General features: G+C 62.2%; 15 protein-coding genes. 4 read left to right on the plus strand and 11 right to left on the minus strand.

Features of this window, described 5'->3' with window-relative positions; genetic code table 11:
- Positions 1-16 precede the first annotated feature (16 nt).
- The 5 genes from V3C40_RS23150 to V3C40_RS23170 form a co-directional block, all read right to left on the minus strand.
- Positions 17-217 (minus strand): hypothetical protein, encoded by a 201-nt coding sequence (locus tag V3C40_RS23150; protein WP_034749098.1) that lies wholly within the window; start codon positions 215-217, stop codon positions 17-19.
- Positions 218-303: 86 nt separating this feature from the next.
- Complete coding sequence (locus tag V3C40_RS23155; RefSeq protein ID WP_034749100.1) at positions 304-483, minus strand: hypothetical protein; 180 nt, start codon at positions 481-483, stop codon at positions 304-306.
- A gap of 31 nt (positions 484-514) precedes the next feature.
- Positions 515-895, minus strand: coding sequence for a glutaredoxin family protein (locus tag V3C40_RS23160; RefSeq protein WP_034749103.1), 381 nt, complete (start codon positions 893-895; stop codon positions 515-517).
- Between the two features lie 83 nt (positions 896-978).
- Positions 979-1,164 carry a hypothetical protein gene (locus V3C40_RS23165; protein WP_219329988.1) on the minus strand — a complete coding sequence of 62 codons (186 nt, stop codon included), beginning with the start codon at positions 1,162-1,164 and terminating at the stop codon, positions 979-981.
- A gap of 293 nt (positions 1,165-1,457) precedes the next feature.
- The gene (locus V3C40_RS23170; protein ID WP_319993397.1) at positions 1,458-3,524 is read right to left on the minus strand and encodes an FUSC family protein; all 2,067 of its coding nucleotides are present in this window, start codon (positions 3,522-3,524) and stop codon (positions 1,458-1,460) included.
- 241 nt (positions 3,525-3,765) lie between these two features.
- Between V3C40_RS23170 and V3C40_RS23175 the strand changes: the two genes are divergently transcribed.
- A complete protein-coding gene (locus tag V3C40_RS23175; protein WP_331778638.1) occupies positions 3,766-4,734 on the plus strand; it encodes an IS1595 family transposase in 969 nt (322 codons plus the stop codon).
- Positions 4,735-4,782: 48 nt separating this feature from the next.
- Here the strand turns inward: V3C40_RS23175 and dxs are convergent, their stop codons facing one another.
- Genes dxs through V3C40_RS23190 form a run of 3 tightly spaced genes read right to left on the minus strand, consistent with a single transcriptional unit; the run spans position 4,783 to position 7,811 of the window.
- A complete protein-coding gene (dxs, locus tag V3C40_RS23180; protein ID WP_219329991.1) occupies positions 4,783-6,651 on the minus strand; it encodes a 1-deoxy-D-xylulose-5-phosphate synthase in 1,869 nt (622 codons plus the stop codon).
- Positions 6,652-7,518 (minus strand): polyprenyl synthetase family protein, encoded by an 867-nt coding sequence (locus V3C40_RS23185; RefSeq protein WP_331778692.1) that lies wholly within the window; start codon positions 7,516-7,518, stop codon positions 6,652-6,654. It lies immediately after the preceding gene.
- A gap of 41 nt (positions 7,519-7,559) precedes the next feature.
- A complete protein-coding gene (locus V3C40_RS23190) occupies positions 7,560-7,811 on the minus strand; it encodes an exodeoxyribonuclease VII small subunit (RefSeq protein ID WP_046683420.1) in 252 nt (83 codons plus the stop codon).
- A gap of 406 nt (positions 7,812-8,217) precedes the next feature.
- Here V3C40_RS23190 and V3C40_RS23195 point away from each other — a divergent pair, with 406 nt between their 5' ends.
- The 3 genes from V3C40_RS23195 to V3C40_RS23205 are packed head-to-tail and all read left to right on the plus strand — an operon-like array spanning position 8,218 to position 11,164.
- Positions 8,218-9,318: an aromatic ring-hydroxylating oxygenase subunit alpha gene (locus tag V3C40_RS23195; protein ID WP_331778639.1), complete on the plus strand. Its 1,101-nt coding sequence runs from the start codon at positions 8,218-8,220 to the stop codon at positions 9,316-9,318.
- A gap of 54 nt (positions 9,319-9,372) precedes the next feature.
- On the plus strand, positions 9,373-10,296 hold the full coding sequence (locus V3C40_RS23200) for a DMT family transporter (RefSeq protein ID WP_139091716.1): 924 nt from the start codon (positions 9,373-9,375) through the stop codon (positions 10,294-10,296).
- A 13-nt stretch (positions 10,297-10,309) separates the two neighbouring features.
- On the plus strand, positions 10,310-11,164 hold the full coding sequence (locus V3C40_RS23205; protein WP_331778640.1) for a sulfurtransferase: 855 nt from the start codon (positions 10,310-10,312) through the stop codon (positions 11,162-11,164).
- A gap of 45 nt (positions 11,165-11,209) precedes the next feature.
- Here the strand turns inward: V3C40_RS23205 and V3C40_RS23210 are convergent, their stop codons facing one another.
- The 3 genes from V3C40_RS23210 to V3C40_RS23220 all read right to left on the minus strand — a co-directional run bounded on the left by V3C40_RS23210 (position 11,210) and on the right by V3C40_RS23220 (position 15,093).
- On the minus strand, positions 11,210-12,946 hold the full coding sequence (locus V3C40_RS23210) for an ABC-F family ATP-binding cassette domain-containing protein (protein WP_331778641.1): 1,737 nt from the start codon (positions 12,944-12,946) through the stop codon (positions 11,210-11,212).
- Positions 12,947-13,203: 257 nt separating this feature from the next.
- Positions 13,204-13,962, minus strand: a complete 759-nt coding sequence (locus tag V3C40_RS23215; RefSeq protein ID WP_046683425.1) for a ZIP family metal transporter — start codon at positions 13,960-13,962, stop codon at positions 13,204-13,206.
- A gap of 246 nt (positions 13,963-14,208) precedes the next feature.
- Positions 14,209-15,093, minus strand: a complete 885-nt coding sequence (locus V3C40_RS23220; protein ID WP_219329995.1) for a dienelactone hydrolase family protein — start codon at positions 15,091-15,093, stop codon at positions 14,209-14,211.

The following is a 15,093-nucleotide window of genomic DNA, read 5'->3' on the forward strand; positions in this document are numbered from 1 at the left end:
ATCATGGACGGCACATTTACGGCAAGTATGGATCGCAGCGGTCGTAGCACATCTGATGAATCTTGGTGCAGGCGCCAGGCGCGGTCGGATGGTCCGTCATGCACTGGTCCAGCCTGTCATCGCATTGCGAATAGCATTCCGGCTCGCCGCCGCCGGCAATCGCATACGAGGCGCTGACGCCCATGGCAAACAAAAAGAAACCCAGTTTTTTGAACATAAGCACTCCTGTTGAATTGACAGACGATCACTGACATCCATGGCACGCCGTCTCTTACGCGCCATCCACACTGCGTCAGCGCGTTCCTAGCGCAGGCACTGGTTCAGGCATTCCTTGTACTGCTGCATGCAAGCTGGCTGGTCGAACTCCACGCAATCGAGCATGTTGCGTTCGCAGACAAAGGTGCAATCGGGGCTGCCCGCGTGCACACTGAAGGACAGGGCCGTGCCGGCGGCAAACAGGAAAGCGGCAATCTTTTTGAACATGGTCAGCCTTTCAAGTTAACAAGTTGAAGCGTCAGATTTTCTTCAGCGCCGCTTCCAGCGCGCCTGCATTGAAACCCTGGATCTTGCGGTTGCCGATCAACACCACCGGTACGCCGCCGCCACCCAGTGCTTCATGGGCTTTTCTTGCTTCCGGGGATTTCTCGATATCGAGATCGACGAATTCGATCTTGTTTTCCTTGAAGTAGGCGCGCGTCTTGGCGCAATAGCCGCACCAATCCGTGCCGTACAGCACCACTTTCGTCTGGGCATTCGGGAAATACGCGGCGTAATTGCCCTCGGTGTAATTCGACTTGAGCAAGCCGGGCAACAAGGACAGGCCATAACCGCTGCCCAGGCCGGCGGCCAGGATCAAGCCATACATGGCAATGGTTTTAATTTTCTTTTGCATCATAAGTTTCTTAGAGGCGTAGAGGATCGATGGGCGGCCAGCGCAGCAGGCGATGACCGGCCGCCTCGCAATGCAAAAAACGGATATCAGGCGCCGATTTGGCAGACTTTCAGGCAGGCTTTGTAACTGCCGATGCAAAATGGGGATCTGTCACCATTCATCATCGTGCATTCCCGCAGCTCCTCCTCGCAGCTGGAGCAGCCGATATCGGAAGCGATGGCGTAGGAAGCGCTCAGCCCCAGGGTAAAAATAAATACTGCAATCTTTTTCATTTACTACTCTCCATGTTAGCGATTGCGCCAGGCAAACCTGGCAATCGCGTCAGACCAGTCGTAAAAAAAATCCATATGAATTTCATTTTTGCTTGCTACGAAAACGAATATAGACCGCACTTATTTTAGAGTCAACGTTTCCTTTCGATAAATTTCCGGTTTGGAAAATATATCGGGAAAGCCCATGAAATGTGGAATTTGGAGAGATTGGCAAGCGCCAAACGTCTATACAATATTGGCGCCGCAAGCAGGAAAAGGCCGGTTGCGGGCGCAACCGGCCGAGCGGCTACGCTTCAACGCGAGGATGCCACCGCGCTATCGACGGCCTGCACATGCTCGCGCAGCAAGCCGCGCAACAACTGCACCTGCGCCACCGCATCGGCTTGCAGGACTGTCAAACCTTCGGCCGCGCACGGACCCGGCGCACTGGCATCGGCTGCACCACGCAGCAGCGCATCGATTTCCCCGCTGACGGCGGCAATCCACCGTTGCAATTCGGGCGGCGCCGGCTCGGCCTGGGGACTCAAACTGATGCGCGCCGTGCTGCCCGCCACGCGGCGCAGCAGCGGCAAGGTGCGCAGCGCCGCCAGGCCCACGCCGCTGCTGCGGTCCAGGCGGCGCTCGATGCGCAGGCGCTGCAGCACTTGCTCCGCGTTATTGCTGGCCAGCCCCGCCTCGCGGCGCAGGCGCGCAATCGCGCTATCCCAGCGTCCGCCCGCCGCCAGCACGGCCAGCAGGTATTTCAGGTTGGCCGACACGGCTTTCGCCAGGCGCTGGTCGAGGTCGTCCGCCTCGCGGTCCGGCCACAGGAAAAACGTGGCCAGCAGAGCCAGCACGCAACCGAGCACGTTGTTGCCCAGGCGGCTCATCGCATACACCATCTCGCTGGCCGGCGCCGCATAGTCGGCCACCAGCACGAAGGCGGGCGTCATGAACAGCACGTGCAGGCTGTAGCTGACACGGCGCAAGGCCATGGTGGCGACAATCAGGGGAAACACCACCAGCGAGATGCCCAGCGGCGTGTAAATGACCAGGCCGATCAGCACGGCCAGCACGGCGCCCAGCACGCTGCCAGCGACCCGCTCGATGCCGCGCGGCCAGGTCGTCGATACGGATGGCTGCAAGATCAATAAGGTCGCCATCGTGGCCCAGTAGCCGAACGGAATCTGCAAGGCTTCGACCAAGAGGAAGCCGGCCGTCGTCGCCAGCGACACGCGCGCCGCATGGCGCCAGCTCAACGATTGCGGCGTGGCGTTGACCTTCGCCGTTTGCCATGCCTGCCCCAGCGCCAGGAAAGCCGCCTCGCGCCACGGCAGCTGCGTCGCGCGCGGCAAGCCCAGTTCCATGAAGTCCACGTTCAGTCGCAGCGGCAGCAAGGCGCCCAGCGCCGCTTCCAGGCGCCGTCCGCAGCCCGCCAGGCGGCGCTGCAATGCCAAAGGCGGCGTTTCCGGCTGGCGCTGTACGGCCTGTCCCAGGCGGCGCAGCAGCACGGCCATCACTTCCAGGCTGCGCCGCGCGCGCGGATCCTGGCGCAGGCGCTGCTGCTCGCGCTCGCACGTATGCGTGACGGCGATCAGATAGGCGAAGATGCGCTCGGCGTCGCTGAGCGCCAGCAGCAGGTTGTCGTACAGGGCGCTGCGTCCCGCGCGCGCGGGCGGCACGGCGGCCAGCGCCACGCGCGCCGCTTCCAGCGCTGCACGCGCCTGCGAGCGGTAGCTGGCGCCATGCGCGGTGGCGTCCGGCAGCGCCGGGCCCTGTTCCAGGAAGCGCGCATTGTCGCGCGCGATGCCGGCCAGGCGCGAGTACGCGGCACGGATGGCGCGCCTGGCCGGGCTGAACGGGTGGATGCGCCAGACGGTAAAACTGAGCACGGTGGCAAACAGGCAGCCGAACATGTACAAGCCCAGGAAAGGCGCTGTCTGCGTCATCGATTCCAACGGATGCGTGACCATCACCACGCAGGCCGTGGCCGCCAGGATGGCCACTTGCGCCGTGGCCGCACCCCAGATGCGCGCCAGCGCGCCGGCCCAGGAAAACAGCAGCACGGCGATGGCCGCCGCCACCACGCCATGGCCGGCCGCCAGCGCCGTCAAGCCGCCAGCGACCGTCGACAGCAAGCCGAAGCCCACCATCGAGACGAAGCGCATGCGCCGCGTGCCGGCCGCGTCCGCCAGGCAGGTCCAGAAGGCGCCGATGGCAGCCCAGGAAAAATCGGGGTGGTCGAACAGCAGGCCCAGCAGCAGCATGGCGCTCGAGGCGCACGCGGCCCGCAAGCCCTCGGACAGATTCGTTTCGTCGATGGCCAGGCTGACCATCCACAGGGGACGGCGCTGCGCCAGCTTGTCGGTATAGGCATGCATGCCCGTCAGCCAGCGGCCGGCCAGTGCGCGCGAACGGCGGTGAAGTTTCCTGAAATGCAAGTTGGACTTTGAAAGGGTATCAAAGCGTCATCGTAGCATTCCCCAGCGAAAAATGTTGCAGTGCAGCGTAAATTCCTGTCGACAAAAAAAAGGGCTCTGTCATCGGCAAGTAGGGGAAATTCCGGAATCTTCCCTTGTCTGTGCTGTCTGACTCTGTATATTCACCCTGCAGGAGCAGATCATGCGGTCAGCCGAATGGATCACCTTGATTGCGCAGTTTGCTCGTTTGAACCAACGCCAGCGCCAGGCAGGAATGGCCCTGCTGCGTGGCAACGCGCCACACGACGCGACCGTCGCGCTGCTGGAAAGTGTGGCCCAGCCGCGATTGGCCTGCCCCGCCTGTCACTCGGCACACCTGCACCGGCACGGCCATGCGCACGGCTTGCAGCGCTACCGCTGCGTTCCCTGCGGCCGCACCTTCAATGCGCTCACCGGCACGCCGCTGGCCCGCTTGCGCCACAAGGCGCTGTGGCTCGAGTATGCCGATTGCCTGCTCGACTCATCTTCGGTGCGCCAGGCTGCCAGCCAATTGGGTGTGCACCGCAACACCACGTTTCGCTGGCGTCACCGGTTTTTATCGCTGGCAAAGACGGATCGGCCGCATGGCCTGCATGGCATCGCCGAAGCCGACGAGTTATATCTGCTGGAATCGGAAAAGGGATCCAGAAACATGACGCGTCCGCCACGCCGCCGTGGCGACCATGCTCACAAACGCGGCATATCCAATGAACAGGTCTGCATCCTGGTGGCGCGCGACCGCACGGGCCAGACCCTCGATTTCGTCACGGGCAAAGGGGCGCTGACCAAGGCGCAGTTACACCATTGTTTGCTACCCATGATCGACAAGGATGTCTTGCTGGTCACCGATGGCCATGCTGCCTACCGGGCTTTTGCTCGGGAAGCGGGCATCAGCCACCAGGCCGTCAACTTGCGCGCAGGCATCCGCGTACAGGGCGCCGCCCACGTGCAGAACGTCAATGCTTATCACAGCCGTTTGCGGCAATGGCTAGGTCCGTTTCACGGCGTGGCGACGCGCTACCTGCCAAATTATCTGGGGTGGCGCTGGATACTCGACGCCGGGCGCATCCGTTCACCGGAAACGTTATTGAGAGCAACGCTGGGCGCGTTCCCACATCTGACGGTGACATAGCCAAAAAAAGCGGCACCGCAGTGCCGCTTTTCCTGTCGACAGATAAATTTAGCTGACGACAGCCAGGCGCGGCTGCGTGCCGCCAAAACGCTGCTCGATCGAGGCGGCGATGCCGGTGGCGTCCAGGCCCACGCTTTTCAGCAACTGCACGGGGTCGCCATGGTCGATGAAGGTGTCGGGCAAGCCCAGCATCAGGATCGGCTTGACGATGCCTTCCGCCGCCAGCGCTTCGGCCACGGCCGAACCGGCGCCGCCCATGATGCAGCCCTCTTCCACCGTCACCAGGTAATCGTGTTCCGCGGCCAGCTGTTTCACCAGCGCCACGTCGAGCGGCTTGACGAAGCGCATGTTGGCGACCGTCGCGTCGAGCTTGTCGCCTGCCGCGACACTCGGCGCCACCATGGAACCGAAGGCCAGGATGGCAATGCGCTTGCCGTGGCGCTTGAGCTCGCCCTTGCCGATTTCAATGCTGGTCAGTTCCGGCACGATGGCCACGCCGGCACCGGCGCCGCGCGGATAGCGGATGGCGGCCGGGCCCGGATAATGGTAGCCCGTCGTCAGCATTTGGCGGCATTCGTTTTCGTCGGACGCGGCCATGACGACCATGTTCGGGATGCAGCGCAAGAACGCCATGTCGTAGTTGCCCGCGTGCGTGGCGCCATCGGCACCCACCAGGCCGGCCCGGTCCAGCGCGAACGTCACGTCCAAGTTTTGCAGGGCCACGTCATGGATCAATTGATCGTAGGCGCGCTGCAGGAAGGTCGAATAGATGGCCACGACGGGTTTCAAGCCTTCGCAGGCCAGACCGGCGCCGAAGGTCACGGAATGCTGTTCGGCGATGCCGACGTCGAAATAGCGGTTGGGGAATTGCTGTTCAAATTTCACCATGCCCGAGCCTTCGCGCATGGCCGGCGTGATGCCCACCAGGCGCTTGTCGTGCGCGGCCATGTCGCACAGCCAGTTGCCGAACACTTCCGTGTACGTCATCTTGCCCGGCGCCGTGGCCGGCTTGATACCCTCGGCCGGATTGAACTTCGGCGTGCCGTGGTACAAAATCGGTTCCGCCTCGGCCAGCTTGTAGCCTTGGCCCTTCTTGGTGACCACGTGCAGGAATTGCGGGCCCTTCAACTGCTTGATATTTTGCAAGGTCGGGATCAGCGAATCGAGGTCGTGGCCATCGATGGGACCGATGTAATTGAAACCGAATTCCTCGAACATGGTGGCCGGCACAACCATGCCCTTGGCGTGCTCCTCAAAGCGCTTCGCCAGTTCCAGCACGGGGCCGGGCAACACCGACTTGCCGACATTTTTCGCCGCCGCGTAGAACTGGCCCGACATCAGTCGCGCCAGGTGGCGGTTCAGCGCGCCCACGGGCGGCGAGATCGACATATCGTTGTCGTTCAAAATCACCAGCAGGTTGACGTCTTCCTGCACGCCCGCATTGTTCATCGCCTCGAACGCCATGCCGGCCGTCATCGAACCGTCGCCGATCACGGCGATCGCGTGCAGCGGGTCGCCCTTGATCTTGGCCGCCTGCGCCATGCCCAGCGCGGCCGAGATCGACGTCGACGAGTGCGCCGTGCCGAAGGTGTCGTATTCGCTTTCGTCGCGCTTCGGGAAGCCGGAAATGCCGTCTTTCTGGCGCAAGGTATGCATGCGCTCGCGGCGGCCCGTCAGTATCTTGTGCGAATAAGTCTGGTGGCCCACGTCCCAGACGATGCGGTCATGCGGCGTGTTGAACACGTAATGCAGCGCGACGGTCAGCTCGACCGTACCCAGGTTGGACGACAGGTGGCCGCCCGTCTTGGAGACGGAGTCGAGCAAGAAGCTGCGCAGTTCCTGGGCCAGCGGCACCAGTTGCGAGCGGGCCAGCTTGCGCACTTGCGCTGGTTCATTGATGGTTTCTAACAGTTTCATTTATGCCTTCCGCTGCACGACCAGGTCCGCCAGCTCGCGCAGACGGCGTGCCTTGTCCCCGAATGGCGCCAGCGCCGCATGGGCGTCGCACCGCAATTGTTCTGCCAGGGCTCTCGATGGTTCCAGCCCCAGTATCGATACGTAAGTCGGCTTGTTGGCAGCCGCATCCTTGCCTGCCGTCTTGCCCAGGGTGGCCGAGTCGGCCGTGGCGTCGAGCACATCGTCGACCACCTGGAACGCCAGCCCGACGGCGCGCGCATACGCGTTCAGCGCCGTCATCTCGTCTGGCGTCAAATCCTTGCCGGCCAGCGCGCCGAGGATCACGGCCGCACGCAGCAAGGCGCCCGTTTTCAACTGATGCATCTGTTCCAGCTGCGGCAAGGTCAAGGCCAGGCCGACGCTGTCGAGATCGATCGCCTGGCCGCCGCACATGCCTGCCGAACCCGAGGCGTGCGCCAGCAGCTTGAGCATGGCCATCTGCCGCGCCGGAGGAATGGCCGCGTCGTCGGCCAGCAGCATGAAGGCCTGCGATTGCAGCGCGTCGCCGACCAGCAGGGCCGTCGCTTCATCGTAGGCGATGTGCACGGTGGGCTTGCCACGGCGCAAGGCATCGTCATCCATGCATGGCATGTCGTCATGCACGAGCGAATACACGTGAATCATTTCTAGCGCGCAAGCTGCTCGCGCGAGGGTATCTTGATCGGCATCAAACAATTCACCCGCCGCCATCACCAGCAGCGGGCGCACGCGTTTGCCGCCGCCCAACAGCGCATAGCGCATGGCCGCGTGCAGCTTGTGCGGCACGACATCTGCCGCCGGCAGGAACTGGTCGAGCCGGCCTTCCACGCCGGACTGGGTCGATTGCATCCAGTCGCCGAAGGTGACGCCGTCTTGTTGCACGCTGGCCATCATTGGGCGGCCTCGCCGGCATCCACGAACGGTTTCAACATGTCGCCTTCCAAAACTTTCACCTGCGCTTCAACGCTGTCGAGCTGGGTAGCGCAATACTTGACCAGTTCCGAGCCGCGCTGATACGCCGCGACCGATGCTTCCAGCGGCAACTGGCCCGCTTCCATTTGCGTTACCAGCTGCGCCAGTTCCGCCATCGCCTCTTCAAACGAGGCCGGCGCTGCGGCAGCGGCAGTTAATTTCTTCGACATAGACTCAGATCTCTTCGTGGCACGAGGGGCTTGTAGGGAGACGCCGGGGATTCCCGGCCAGCATAGAAGCGTTATTTTAGAACAAACCACACTATTAAGTGAAAACTAAAGCGCAATCGGCGCGCTCAAAGTCAATAGCGTTGCCAGCTTGTCAGTGGATTTTAGCGCAATCGTCCCCATCTACCGGAAATTGCGCGCCAAATGACAATGTTTCTCATTAATAGACTATTTACCGGGGGGGTTTTGGCAATGCCGAGGCCGATACGCGCTATAATCGCCGGTTCTGTCCGAAATACCGTTTCAACAAATTTGAATTCAGGTCTTTGCGGATTCTTTCTCTCTGTAGCGGTTGCCCAGGGAATGGCCTGGGGCACTGCTGACCGTTGTACATTTATGGGGGGTTGGGATGTCCGATCTGGCTACTCACGCCAAGCTGGCGCGCTCAAACGCGCAACTTCCGGTCCACGTCTATTTTGACGAAACGCTGTTGCAGCGTGAAATGCAGCAATTGTTCCAAGCCGGCCCGCGCTATGTCGGGCACGAGCTGATGGTGCCGGAAACCGGCGATTTTGCGACCCTGGCGTCTGAGAACGAAGGGCGTATGCTCGTGCGCAACGCCAACGGCATCGAAGTGCTGTCCAACGTATGCCGCCACCGGCAGGCGCTGATGTTCAACGGCCGCGGCAACGCGAACCATATCGTCTGCCCGCTGCACCGCTGGACGTACGACCTCAAGGGTGAACTGATCGGCGCGCCGCATTTCCCCGAGACGCCGTGCCTGAACCTGTCGAAAACGCCGCTGCAAAGCTGGAATGGCTTGCTGTTCGAACAGAATGGCTACAACGTGATGGAAAAATTGAAAGATTTGTCCGTCTCGAAAGACCTCGATTTTTCCGGCTACATGTTCGACCACGTGGAAATCCACGAGTGCGACTACAACTGGAAGACTTTCATCGAAGTGTACCTCGAGGATTATCACGTCGAACCGTTCCACCCGGGCCTGGGCAGCTTCGTCAGCTGCGACGACCTGCGCTGGGAATTCGGCAAGGATTACAGCGTGCAAACGGTGGGCGTGCACCGCGGCTTGCAGCAGGCCGGTTCGCCCGCCTACAAGAAATGGCAAGAGCAGGTGTTGCAATTCCGTGGCGGTGAAGCGCCGCCGTATGGCGCCATCTGGCTGACCCTGTATCCGAACATCATGGTCGAATGGTATCCGCACGTGCTGGTCGTCTCGACCCTGTGGCCCGATGGTCCGCAAAAGACGCGCAACGTGGTGGAGTTCTATTATCCGGAAGAAATCGTGCTCTTCGAGCGCGACTTCGTCGAAGCGGAACGGGTTGCCTACATGGAAACCTGCGTCGAGGACGATGAAATCGCCCTGCGCATGGATGCGGGCCGCAAGGCCCTGATGGCGCGCGGTGTCAGCGAAGTGGGCCCTTACCAGTCGCCCATGGAAGATGGCATGCAGCATTTCCACGAGTGGTACCGCAATAATATCGAACTGTAATTCCCTCCAGGGCCGCATTGCGCGGCCTTTTCTTTTTCATCGTCAGGATTTCTCATGCAATCGCTTTGGATGCTATTTGCCAGTTTCATGTTCGCCATCATGGGCGTGTGCGTCAAGCTGGCGTCGGATATGTATTCGACGTCCGAAATCGTCATGTACCGCGGCATCATCGGCATGATCGTCATGAGCTGCACCATCCTCTACCAGGGCGGCAGTTTTAAAACCACGATGCCGGGCCAGCATCTGTGGCGCGGTGTGGTGGGCGTGATCGCCCTGTGGCTGTGGTTTTACGCGATCGCCATCCTGCCGCTGGCCACGGCCATGACCTTGAATTACATGGCGCCCATCTGGATCGCCGTGATCCTGCTGGCCGGCGGCTTCTGGAAAGGCATGAAACAGGTCGAGTGGCCGCTCGTGGCGGCCATCGCCATGAGCTTTGTCGGCGTGACCCTGCTGCTGCAGCCCGTGTTCGAAACGGACCAGCTGGCCGGCGCCATTACGGCCTTGATTTCCGGCATGCTGTCTGCCCTCGCCTATTTGCAGGTGCGCAAGCTGGGCTTGCTGGGCGAACCCGAATACCGGGTCGTATTTTATTTCTCGGTCGTTAATTTCCTCGCCGGCGTGATCGGCCACGTGGCCAGTGCCGGCGGCGGCCCCGTCGTCTGGCATGCGCACACAAGCGCCTACGGCATCGGCTTGCTGGCCGCCATCGGCCTGTGCGCCACCATGGCGCAGATGGCCATGACGCGCGCCTATCGCCTGGGCAAGACCCTCGTGGTGGCAAATCTGCAATACACGGGCATCGTCTTTTCCAGCTTCTGGGGCGTGGTGATCTTCGGCGACCTGTTCGACTGGCACGGCTGGACCGGCATCGGCATCATTCTCGCTTCGGGCATCGCAGCAACCTATTACAATACCCGCAACACGGCCCGTGGCGCGGCGATCGCGCGCACGGATCCGATTGCCAGCGAAGTGTAAAGGAGCGTTTCCGATGTACACCACCTTGATCCAGGCCAGCGAACTGGCCAGCCACCTGAACGACAGCAACTGGGTGATCCTCGATTGCCGCCACGACTTGCTTAACCCCAATGCGGGCAGCGACGCGTTTGCCGCCGGGCACATCCAGAACGCGCAGTTCGCCGATATCGACACGGCCCTGTCCGGTCCCAAGACGGCGCGCGGCGCGGACTTTACGGGACGCCATCCTTTGCCCGACCGCAACGCCCTGCTGGCCACCTTGCGCGGCTGGGGCATCAATGACGACACGCAAGTGGTCGCCTATGACGGCCAGGGCGGCATGTTCGCCGCCCGTTTATGGTGGCTGCTGCGCTGGCTCGGCCATCCGGCCGTCGCCGTGCTCGACGGCGGCCTGGCCGCCTGGCAGGCGCAAGGCTTGCCCCTGGTCACGCCGGTAGCGCCCCGCCCTGTCGGCAACATCACGGAAAAAACCAGCCTGACGCGCACGGTCAGCGTGCAGGACGTCATCGCCAACCTGGAAACACAGGCACTGACCGTCATCGACGCGCGTGCACCCGACCGCTATCGCGGCGAAAACGAAACCATCGACCCCGTGGGCGGCCACATCCCCGGCGCGAAAAACCGTTTCTTCAAGGATAACTTGCAAGCCGACGGCCGTTTCAAGAGCGCGGACGAACTGCAACGCGACTTCAGCGCATTGATAGACTCACCGCAAGCGGCCGTCCTGCAGTGCGGCTCCGGCGTCACGGCTTGCCACAACTTGCTGGCCCTGGAAGTGGCTGGCTTGCCGGGGGCGGCCCTGTATCCAGGCTCGTGGAGCGAATGGTGTGCCGATCCGGCGCGGCCTGTGGCGACGGGCACTGAATAAAAAAATGGCGGACCAACTGGTCCGCCACCTTTTACCAGTGGATAACTACGACGTTATCCCCAGCACTTGATTCAAGCGTTCCAGTTCCGCCAGCCACGCCTGCTGGCTGGCCGGCTTCTGGTGGCGCGGCTTGCGGGCCAGGTCCTCCGCCAGCAATTGCTCCAGTTCGCACAAGCGTTCCAGCTGCACGTCGACATCCGCCAGTACCGCAGATGCATGCTCCACGCGCGGCACGGGCGTCAACGCCTGCCCATCTTCCACACTCAGCCGTGCATACGCGCTGGCCGCATCGGGCCACTCTTCCAGCTGGCCATCGGCCACCACCCAAAAACGGTTGCACGCCGTCTCGATCAGGTCGCGGTCGTGCGATACCAATAAACAGCCACCCGCAAAGCCGTGCAAGGCTTGTCCCAGTTCCGCCTTGCCCTGCATGTCCAGGTGATTGCTCGGCTCGTCCAGCAGCAGCAAGTGGTAGCTGGCCAGCGACAAGCCCAGGAACAACAGCCGCGCCCGTTCGCCGCCGCTCAGGGTCGCCACCGTCTGGCCATGGCGCGCATAGGGAAAACCTGCCGAGATCAAGGCCTGCTTGCGCGCCACCTGGCTGCGCGCGGCCTCGTTCTGCACGGCAAACGGATACAGGGCGTCGGACAGGTCGGCGTCATCGGACAGCTGCTTGAGCGACTGGTCGTAGTAACCGATGTTGGCGGCGTGGTGGTAGCGCAGGTCACTGCGCTCCTCCTGCGCCTGTATCGCTTGCCAGCACAGGCGCAGCAAGGACGACTTGCCGCTGCCGTTGGCGCCCAGCAAGGCGATGCGGTCGCCCGGTTTCAGCCACAGCTGGCCGACGTGGAACAACAGCGGCGAGGCGAGCACGGCGCGCACGTCCAGGCCATCGAGCGCCAGCAGCTGGTCGGCCGCCAGCGCCTTGCCGCGCAAGCTCAAGCGCCACGGTGCGCCCTCGCTGACGAACGACTGTTCATCCTGCAGTTTGTCGATGCGCCGCTGCATGTTTTTGGCCTTGCGCGCCATGCCGACGTTATCGTAGACCTTGCCCCACATGGCCAGGCGGGTGCTGCTGACGGCCAGGCGGTCGATTTCCTTCTGTTCGGCCGCATGCCGGGCGGCAGCGGCCATGTCCGCTTCGGCCAGCGCCGCCAGCGCGGGGCCGCACGGCAAGTCGAAATCGTACAGGCGGCTATCGCGCAAGATCCAGCTGCGCGTGGCCACGTTGTCGAGCAGGCGCTGGTCGTGCGAGACGAGGATGAAGGCGCCGCGCCAAGCCAGCAGGAATTGCTCGAGCCACAGCAGCGACGGCAAGTCCAGGTGATTGCTCGGTTCGTCGAGCAGCAGCACGTTCGGTTCCTGCAGCAGGGCGCGCCCCAGCAGCAATCGCGTGTGCTGGCCGCCGGATAAAGAATGCACGGGCACTTGCGCGGTTTCCTGGTCGAAACCCAGCTCGGCCAGCAGGCTGTCGACCCGCCAATGCAGCTCAGGCTGATCCAGCACGGGCGCCAGCAAGGCGTCGTACAGGCTCAGGCTGGCAAGTTCGGCTGGCAAATGCTGCTCCACGTGCTGCAAGCGGCAGGCACGGGCGACATGGATGGTGCCGGACGTCGCTTCCCGCGTGCCGCTGAGCAAGCCCAGCAAGGTGGACTTACCGCAGCCATTGTGGCCGATCAGGCCGATACGGTCGCCCTGGCGCAAGGTAAAGGCGAGTTCGTTGAACAGGAAACCGTCGTGGGTATCCAGCTGTAAAGCTTGTGTCGAGATAAGGGTAGTCATGGCTCTTGTCTTTGTTCGGGATGCAAGCATCCGCGTTAACAGGAGCGCTAACGACAACGGAGTACCAGGAAAGGACTCGTGGAGGAGGGTAACTTTGCTCTGGCCAGGTTATCGCAGCGCGATAGAACGTGGGCAAGAGCTGGCAAATGTGCTTAAAGAACGCGCATCCCATAGGGCGAGCATAAAAATTTCCATATTTTCCTCCTTTCTGTGCAAGTTAGTCAGAAAGGCAATACTACACCCACACAGTCAGTACATCAACCGCCGTGGCGCTTGTGCGTCAGGAACAGCACGATGCACACGCCCAGCGCGATCAAGAGCACTTGCGGAATGGTTTCGCGCAAGGTGGCGCGGCGCTGCATCTGCGGCATCAGGTCGGACAAGGCGATATAGATGAAGCCGGACGAGGCGAACACGAGCACGTAAGGAATCAGATTGCTGGCGCGGTCCAGGGTGAAATAGCCGAGCAGGCCGCCCGCCACCGCCATCAGGCTGCACAGCAGGTTGAAGATGTAGGCGCGCAGGCGCGAGAAACCGGCGTTGAGCAACACGATGAAATCGCCGATTTCCTGCGGGATTTCATGCGCGATGATGGCCAGGCCCGTCACCAGGCCCAGCTTCGGGTCGGCCAGGAAGGCGGCCGCGATCAGGATGCCGTCCGTAAAATTGTGCATGCCGTCGCCGACGAGTATCATCCAGCCGGCCTTGCCCGCCTCGTGCTTGTCGTGGCCGTGCGCATGGTGGTGGCCATCGCCTTCGTGGTGGTGCGAATGGCGCAGGATGGCGAATTTTTCCAGCATGAAAAAGGCCAGCAAGCCGGCCAGCAGGGTGGCGAACAGGGTGCGCGGATCCGCCTGCGATTCGAACGCTTCGGGCAAGGCGTGCAGCAAGGACGTCGACAACATGATGCCGACGGACAAGCTGACCATACGCTCGACCACTTTGGACAGGAATGCAAACGAAAAGATCGCCGCCGCGGTAATGCTCAACACGCCCGCGATCGTGGTCGCGAGCAAAATGGATATAAGGACGGGATCGATGATTTTCTTACCTCAAAATGGCGCCGGGTCACTGGCGCCCGCGATGCTGGCGTCTGGCCTGATGAATGCGTTGTTATCTATTGTTTAATTTTTTGCGCGTTTGGCGGCAGCGTCGCGCGATGAAGATGCAATTGTACTGCATTGGCGCGCAGCGGGCATTTTACAGCCCGGTGCGCCTTTCGCGCCAACTTCTGGGAAATGCGGTGTTTTTCTGTTGCGGCATCACGCCACGCCGTGCTGCTTGAACCAGGCCAGGCAGCGCGCATAGCCGTCTTTCGCATCGGCCGCCACGTAGCTGGGACGGTAATCGGCATTGAAGGCGTGGCCCGCATCGGGGTACACGACAAACTCCGATTTGTTGCCGCCCTTGGCCAGCGCCTCCTTCATCTTCGCGATCGATTCCTGGCTGATGCCCGTATCCTTGCCGCCATACAAGCCCAGCACGGGGACCTTCAAGGTGGCGGCGATATCGATGGGGTTGCTTGGCTGCAAGGGATTGGGCTCGCCCACGAGGCGGCCATACCAGGCCACGCCCGCCTTGACGGCCGGATTGTGCGCCGCGTACAGCCACGTGATGCGCCCGCCCCAGCAGAAACCCGTGATGCCCAGGCGACTCGTGTCGCCGCCATTCTGTTTCGCCCACGCCACCACCGCATCGAGGTCCGCCATCACCTGCGCGTCCGGCGTCTTGGCGATGATGCCTTTCATCAACTCCGGGATGCTGCCCACTTTGGTCGGGTCGCCCTGGCGCACGAACAGATCGGGCGCCAGCGCCAGATAACCCTGCTTGGCGAAACGGCGCGCCATGTCGGCGATATGTTCATGCACGCCAAAGATTTCCGAAATGACCAGTACCACGGGCAAACCCGTTTTACCCTCCGGCTGCGCCGCATACACGGGCACGGCCTGGCCATCGACCATCACCGACATGCTGCCCGTGACGAGCCCGGCGGAATCCGTCTTGATGACGTTTTGCGCCGCCACGGGCAGCACGGCCACGGCAAAGCCCGTGCCCAGCGCCACCTTCAGGAAACCACGCCGGCCATCCGGCCCGGACAAGCTGCTCTGGCCCAGCAAACTTTCACAATCGGTGATCATGTCGCTCAT

Origin of the sequence: Janthinobacterium sp. LS2A (genome assembly GCF_036543145.1) — a bacterium.
Classification (GTDB): Bacteria; Pseudomonadota; Gammaproteobacteria; order Burkholderiales; family Burkholderiaceae_D; genus Janthinobacterium; species Janthinobacterium aestuarii.

Bases quoted from the DNA above. Each gene is read 5' to 3' on its own strand.
- V3C40_RS23150 (WP_034749098.1), bottom strand. From the start codon at position 217: ATGTTCAAAAAACTGGGTTTCTTTTTGTTTGCCATGGGCGTCAGCGCC.
- V3C40_RS23155 (WP_034749100.1), bottom strand. From the start codon at position 483: ATGTTCAAAAAGATTGCCGCTTTCCTGTTTGCCGCCGGCACGGCCCTG.
- V3C40_RS23160 (WP_034749103.1), bottom strand. From the start codon at position 895: ATGATGCAAAAGAAAATTAAAACCATTGCCATGTATGGCTTGATCCTG.
- V3C40_RS23165 (WP_219329988.1), bottom strand. From the start codon at position 1,164: ATGAAAAAGATTGCAGTATTTATTTTTACCCTGGGGCTGAGCGCTTCC.
- V3C40_RS23170 (WP_319993397.1), bottom strand. From the start codon at position 3,524: ATGCATGCCTATACCGACAAGCTGGCGCAGCGCCGTCCCCTGTGGATG.
- V3C40_RS23175 (WP_331778638.1), top strand. From the start codon at position 3,766: ATGCGGTCAGCCGAATGGATCACCTTGATTGCGCAGTTTGCTCGTTTG.
- dxs (WP_219329991.1), bottom strand. From the start codon at position 6,651: ATGAAACTGTTAGAAACCATCAATGAACCAGCGCAAGTGCGCAAGCTG.
- V3C40_RS23185 (WP_331778692.1), bottom strand. From the start codon at position 7,518: ATGCAATCGACCCAGTCCGGCGTGGAAGGCCGGCTCGACCAGTTCCTG.
- V3C40_RS23190 (WP_046683420.1), bottom strand. From the start codon at position 7,811: ATGTCGAAGAAATTAACTGCCGCTGCCGCAGCGCCGGCCTCGTTTGAA.
- V3C40_RS23195 (WP_331778639.1), top strand. From the start codon at position 8,218: ATGTCCGATCTGGCTACTCACGCCAAGCTGGCGCGCTCAAACGCGCAA.
- V3C40_RS23200 (WP_139091716.1), top strand. From the start codon at position 9,373: ATGCAATCGCTTTGGATGCTATTTGCCAGTTTCATGTTCGCCATCATG.
- V3C40_RS23205 (WP_331778640.1), top strand. From the start codon at position 10,310: ATGTACACCACCTTGATCCAGGCCAGCGAACTGGCCAGCCACCTGAAC.
- V3C40_RS23210 (WP_331778641.1), bottom strand. From the start codon at position 12,946: ATGACTACCCTTATCTCGACACAAGCTTTACAGCTGGATACCCACGAC.
- V3C40_RS23220 (WP_219329995.1), bottom strand. From the start codon at position 15,093: ATGAGCGACATGATCACCGATTGTGAAAGTTTGCTGGGCCAGAGCAGC.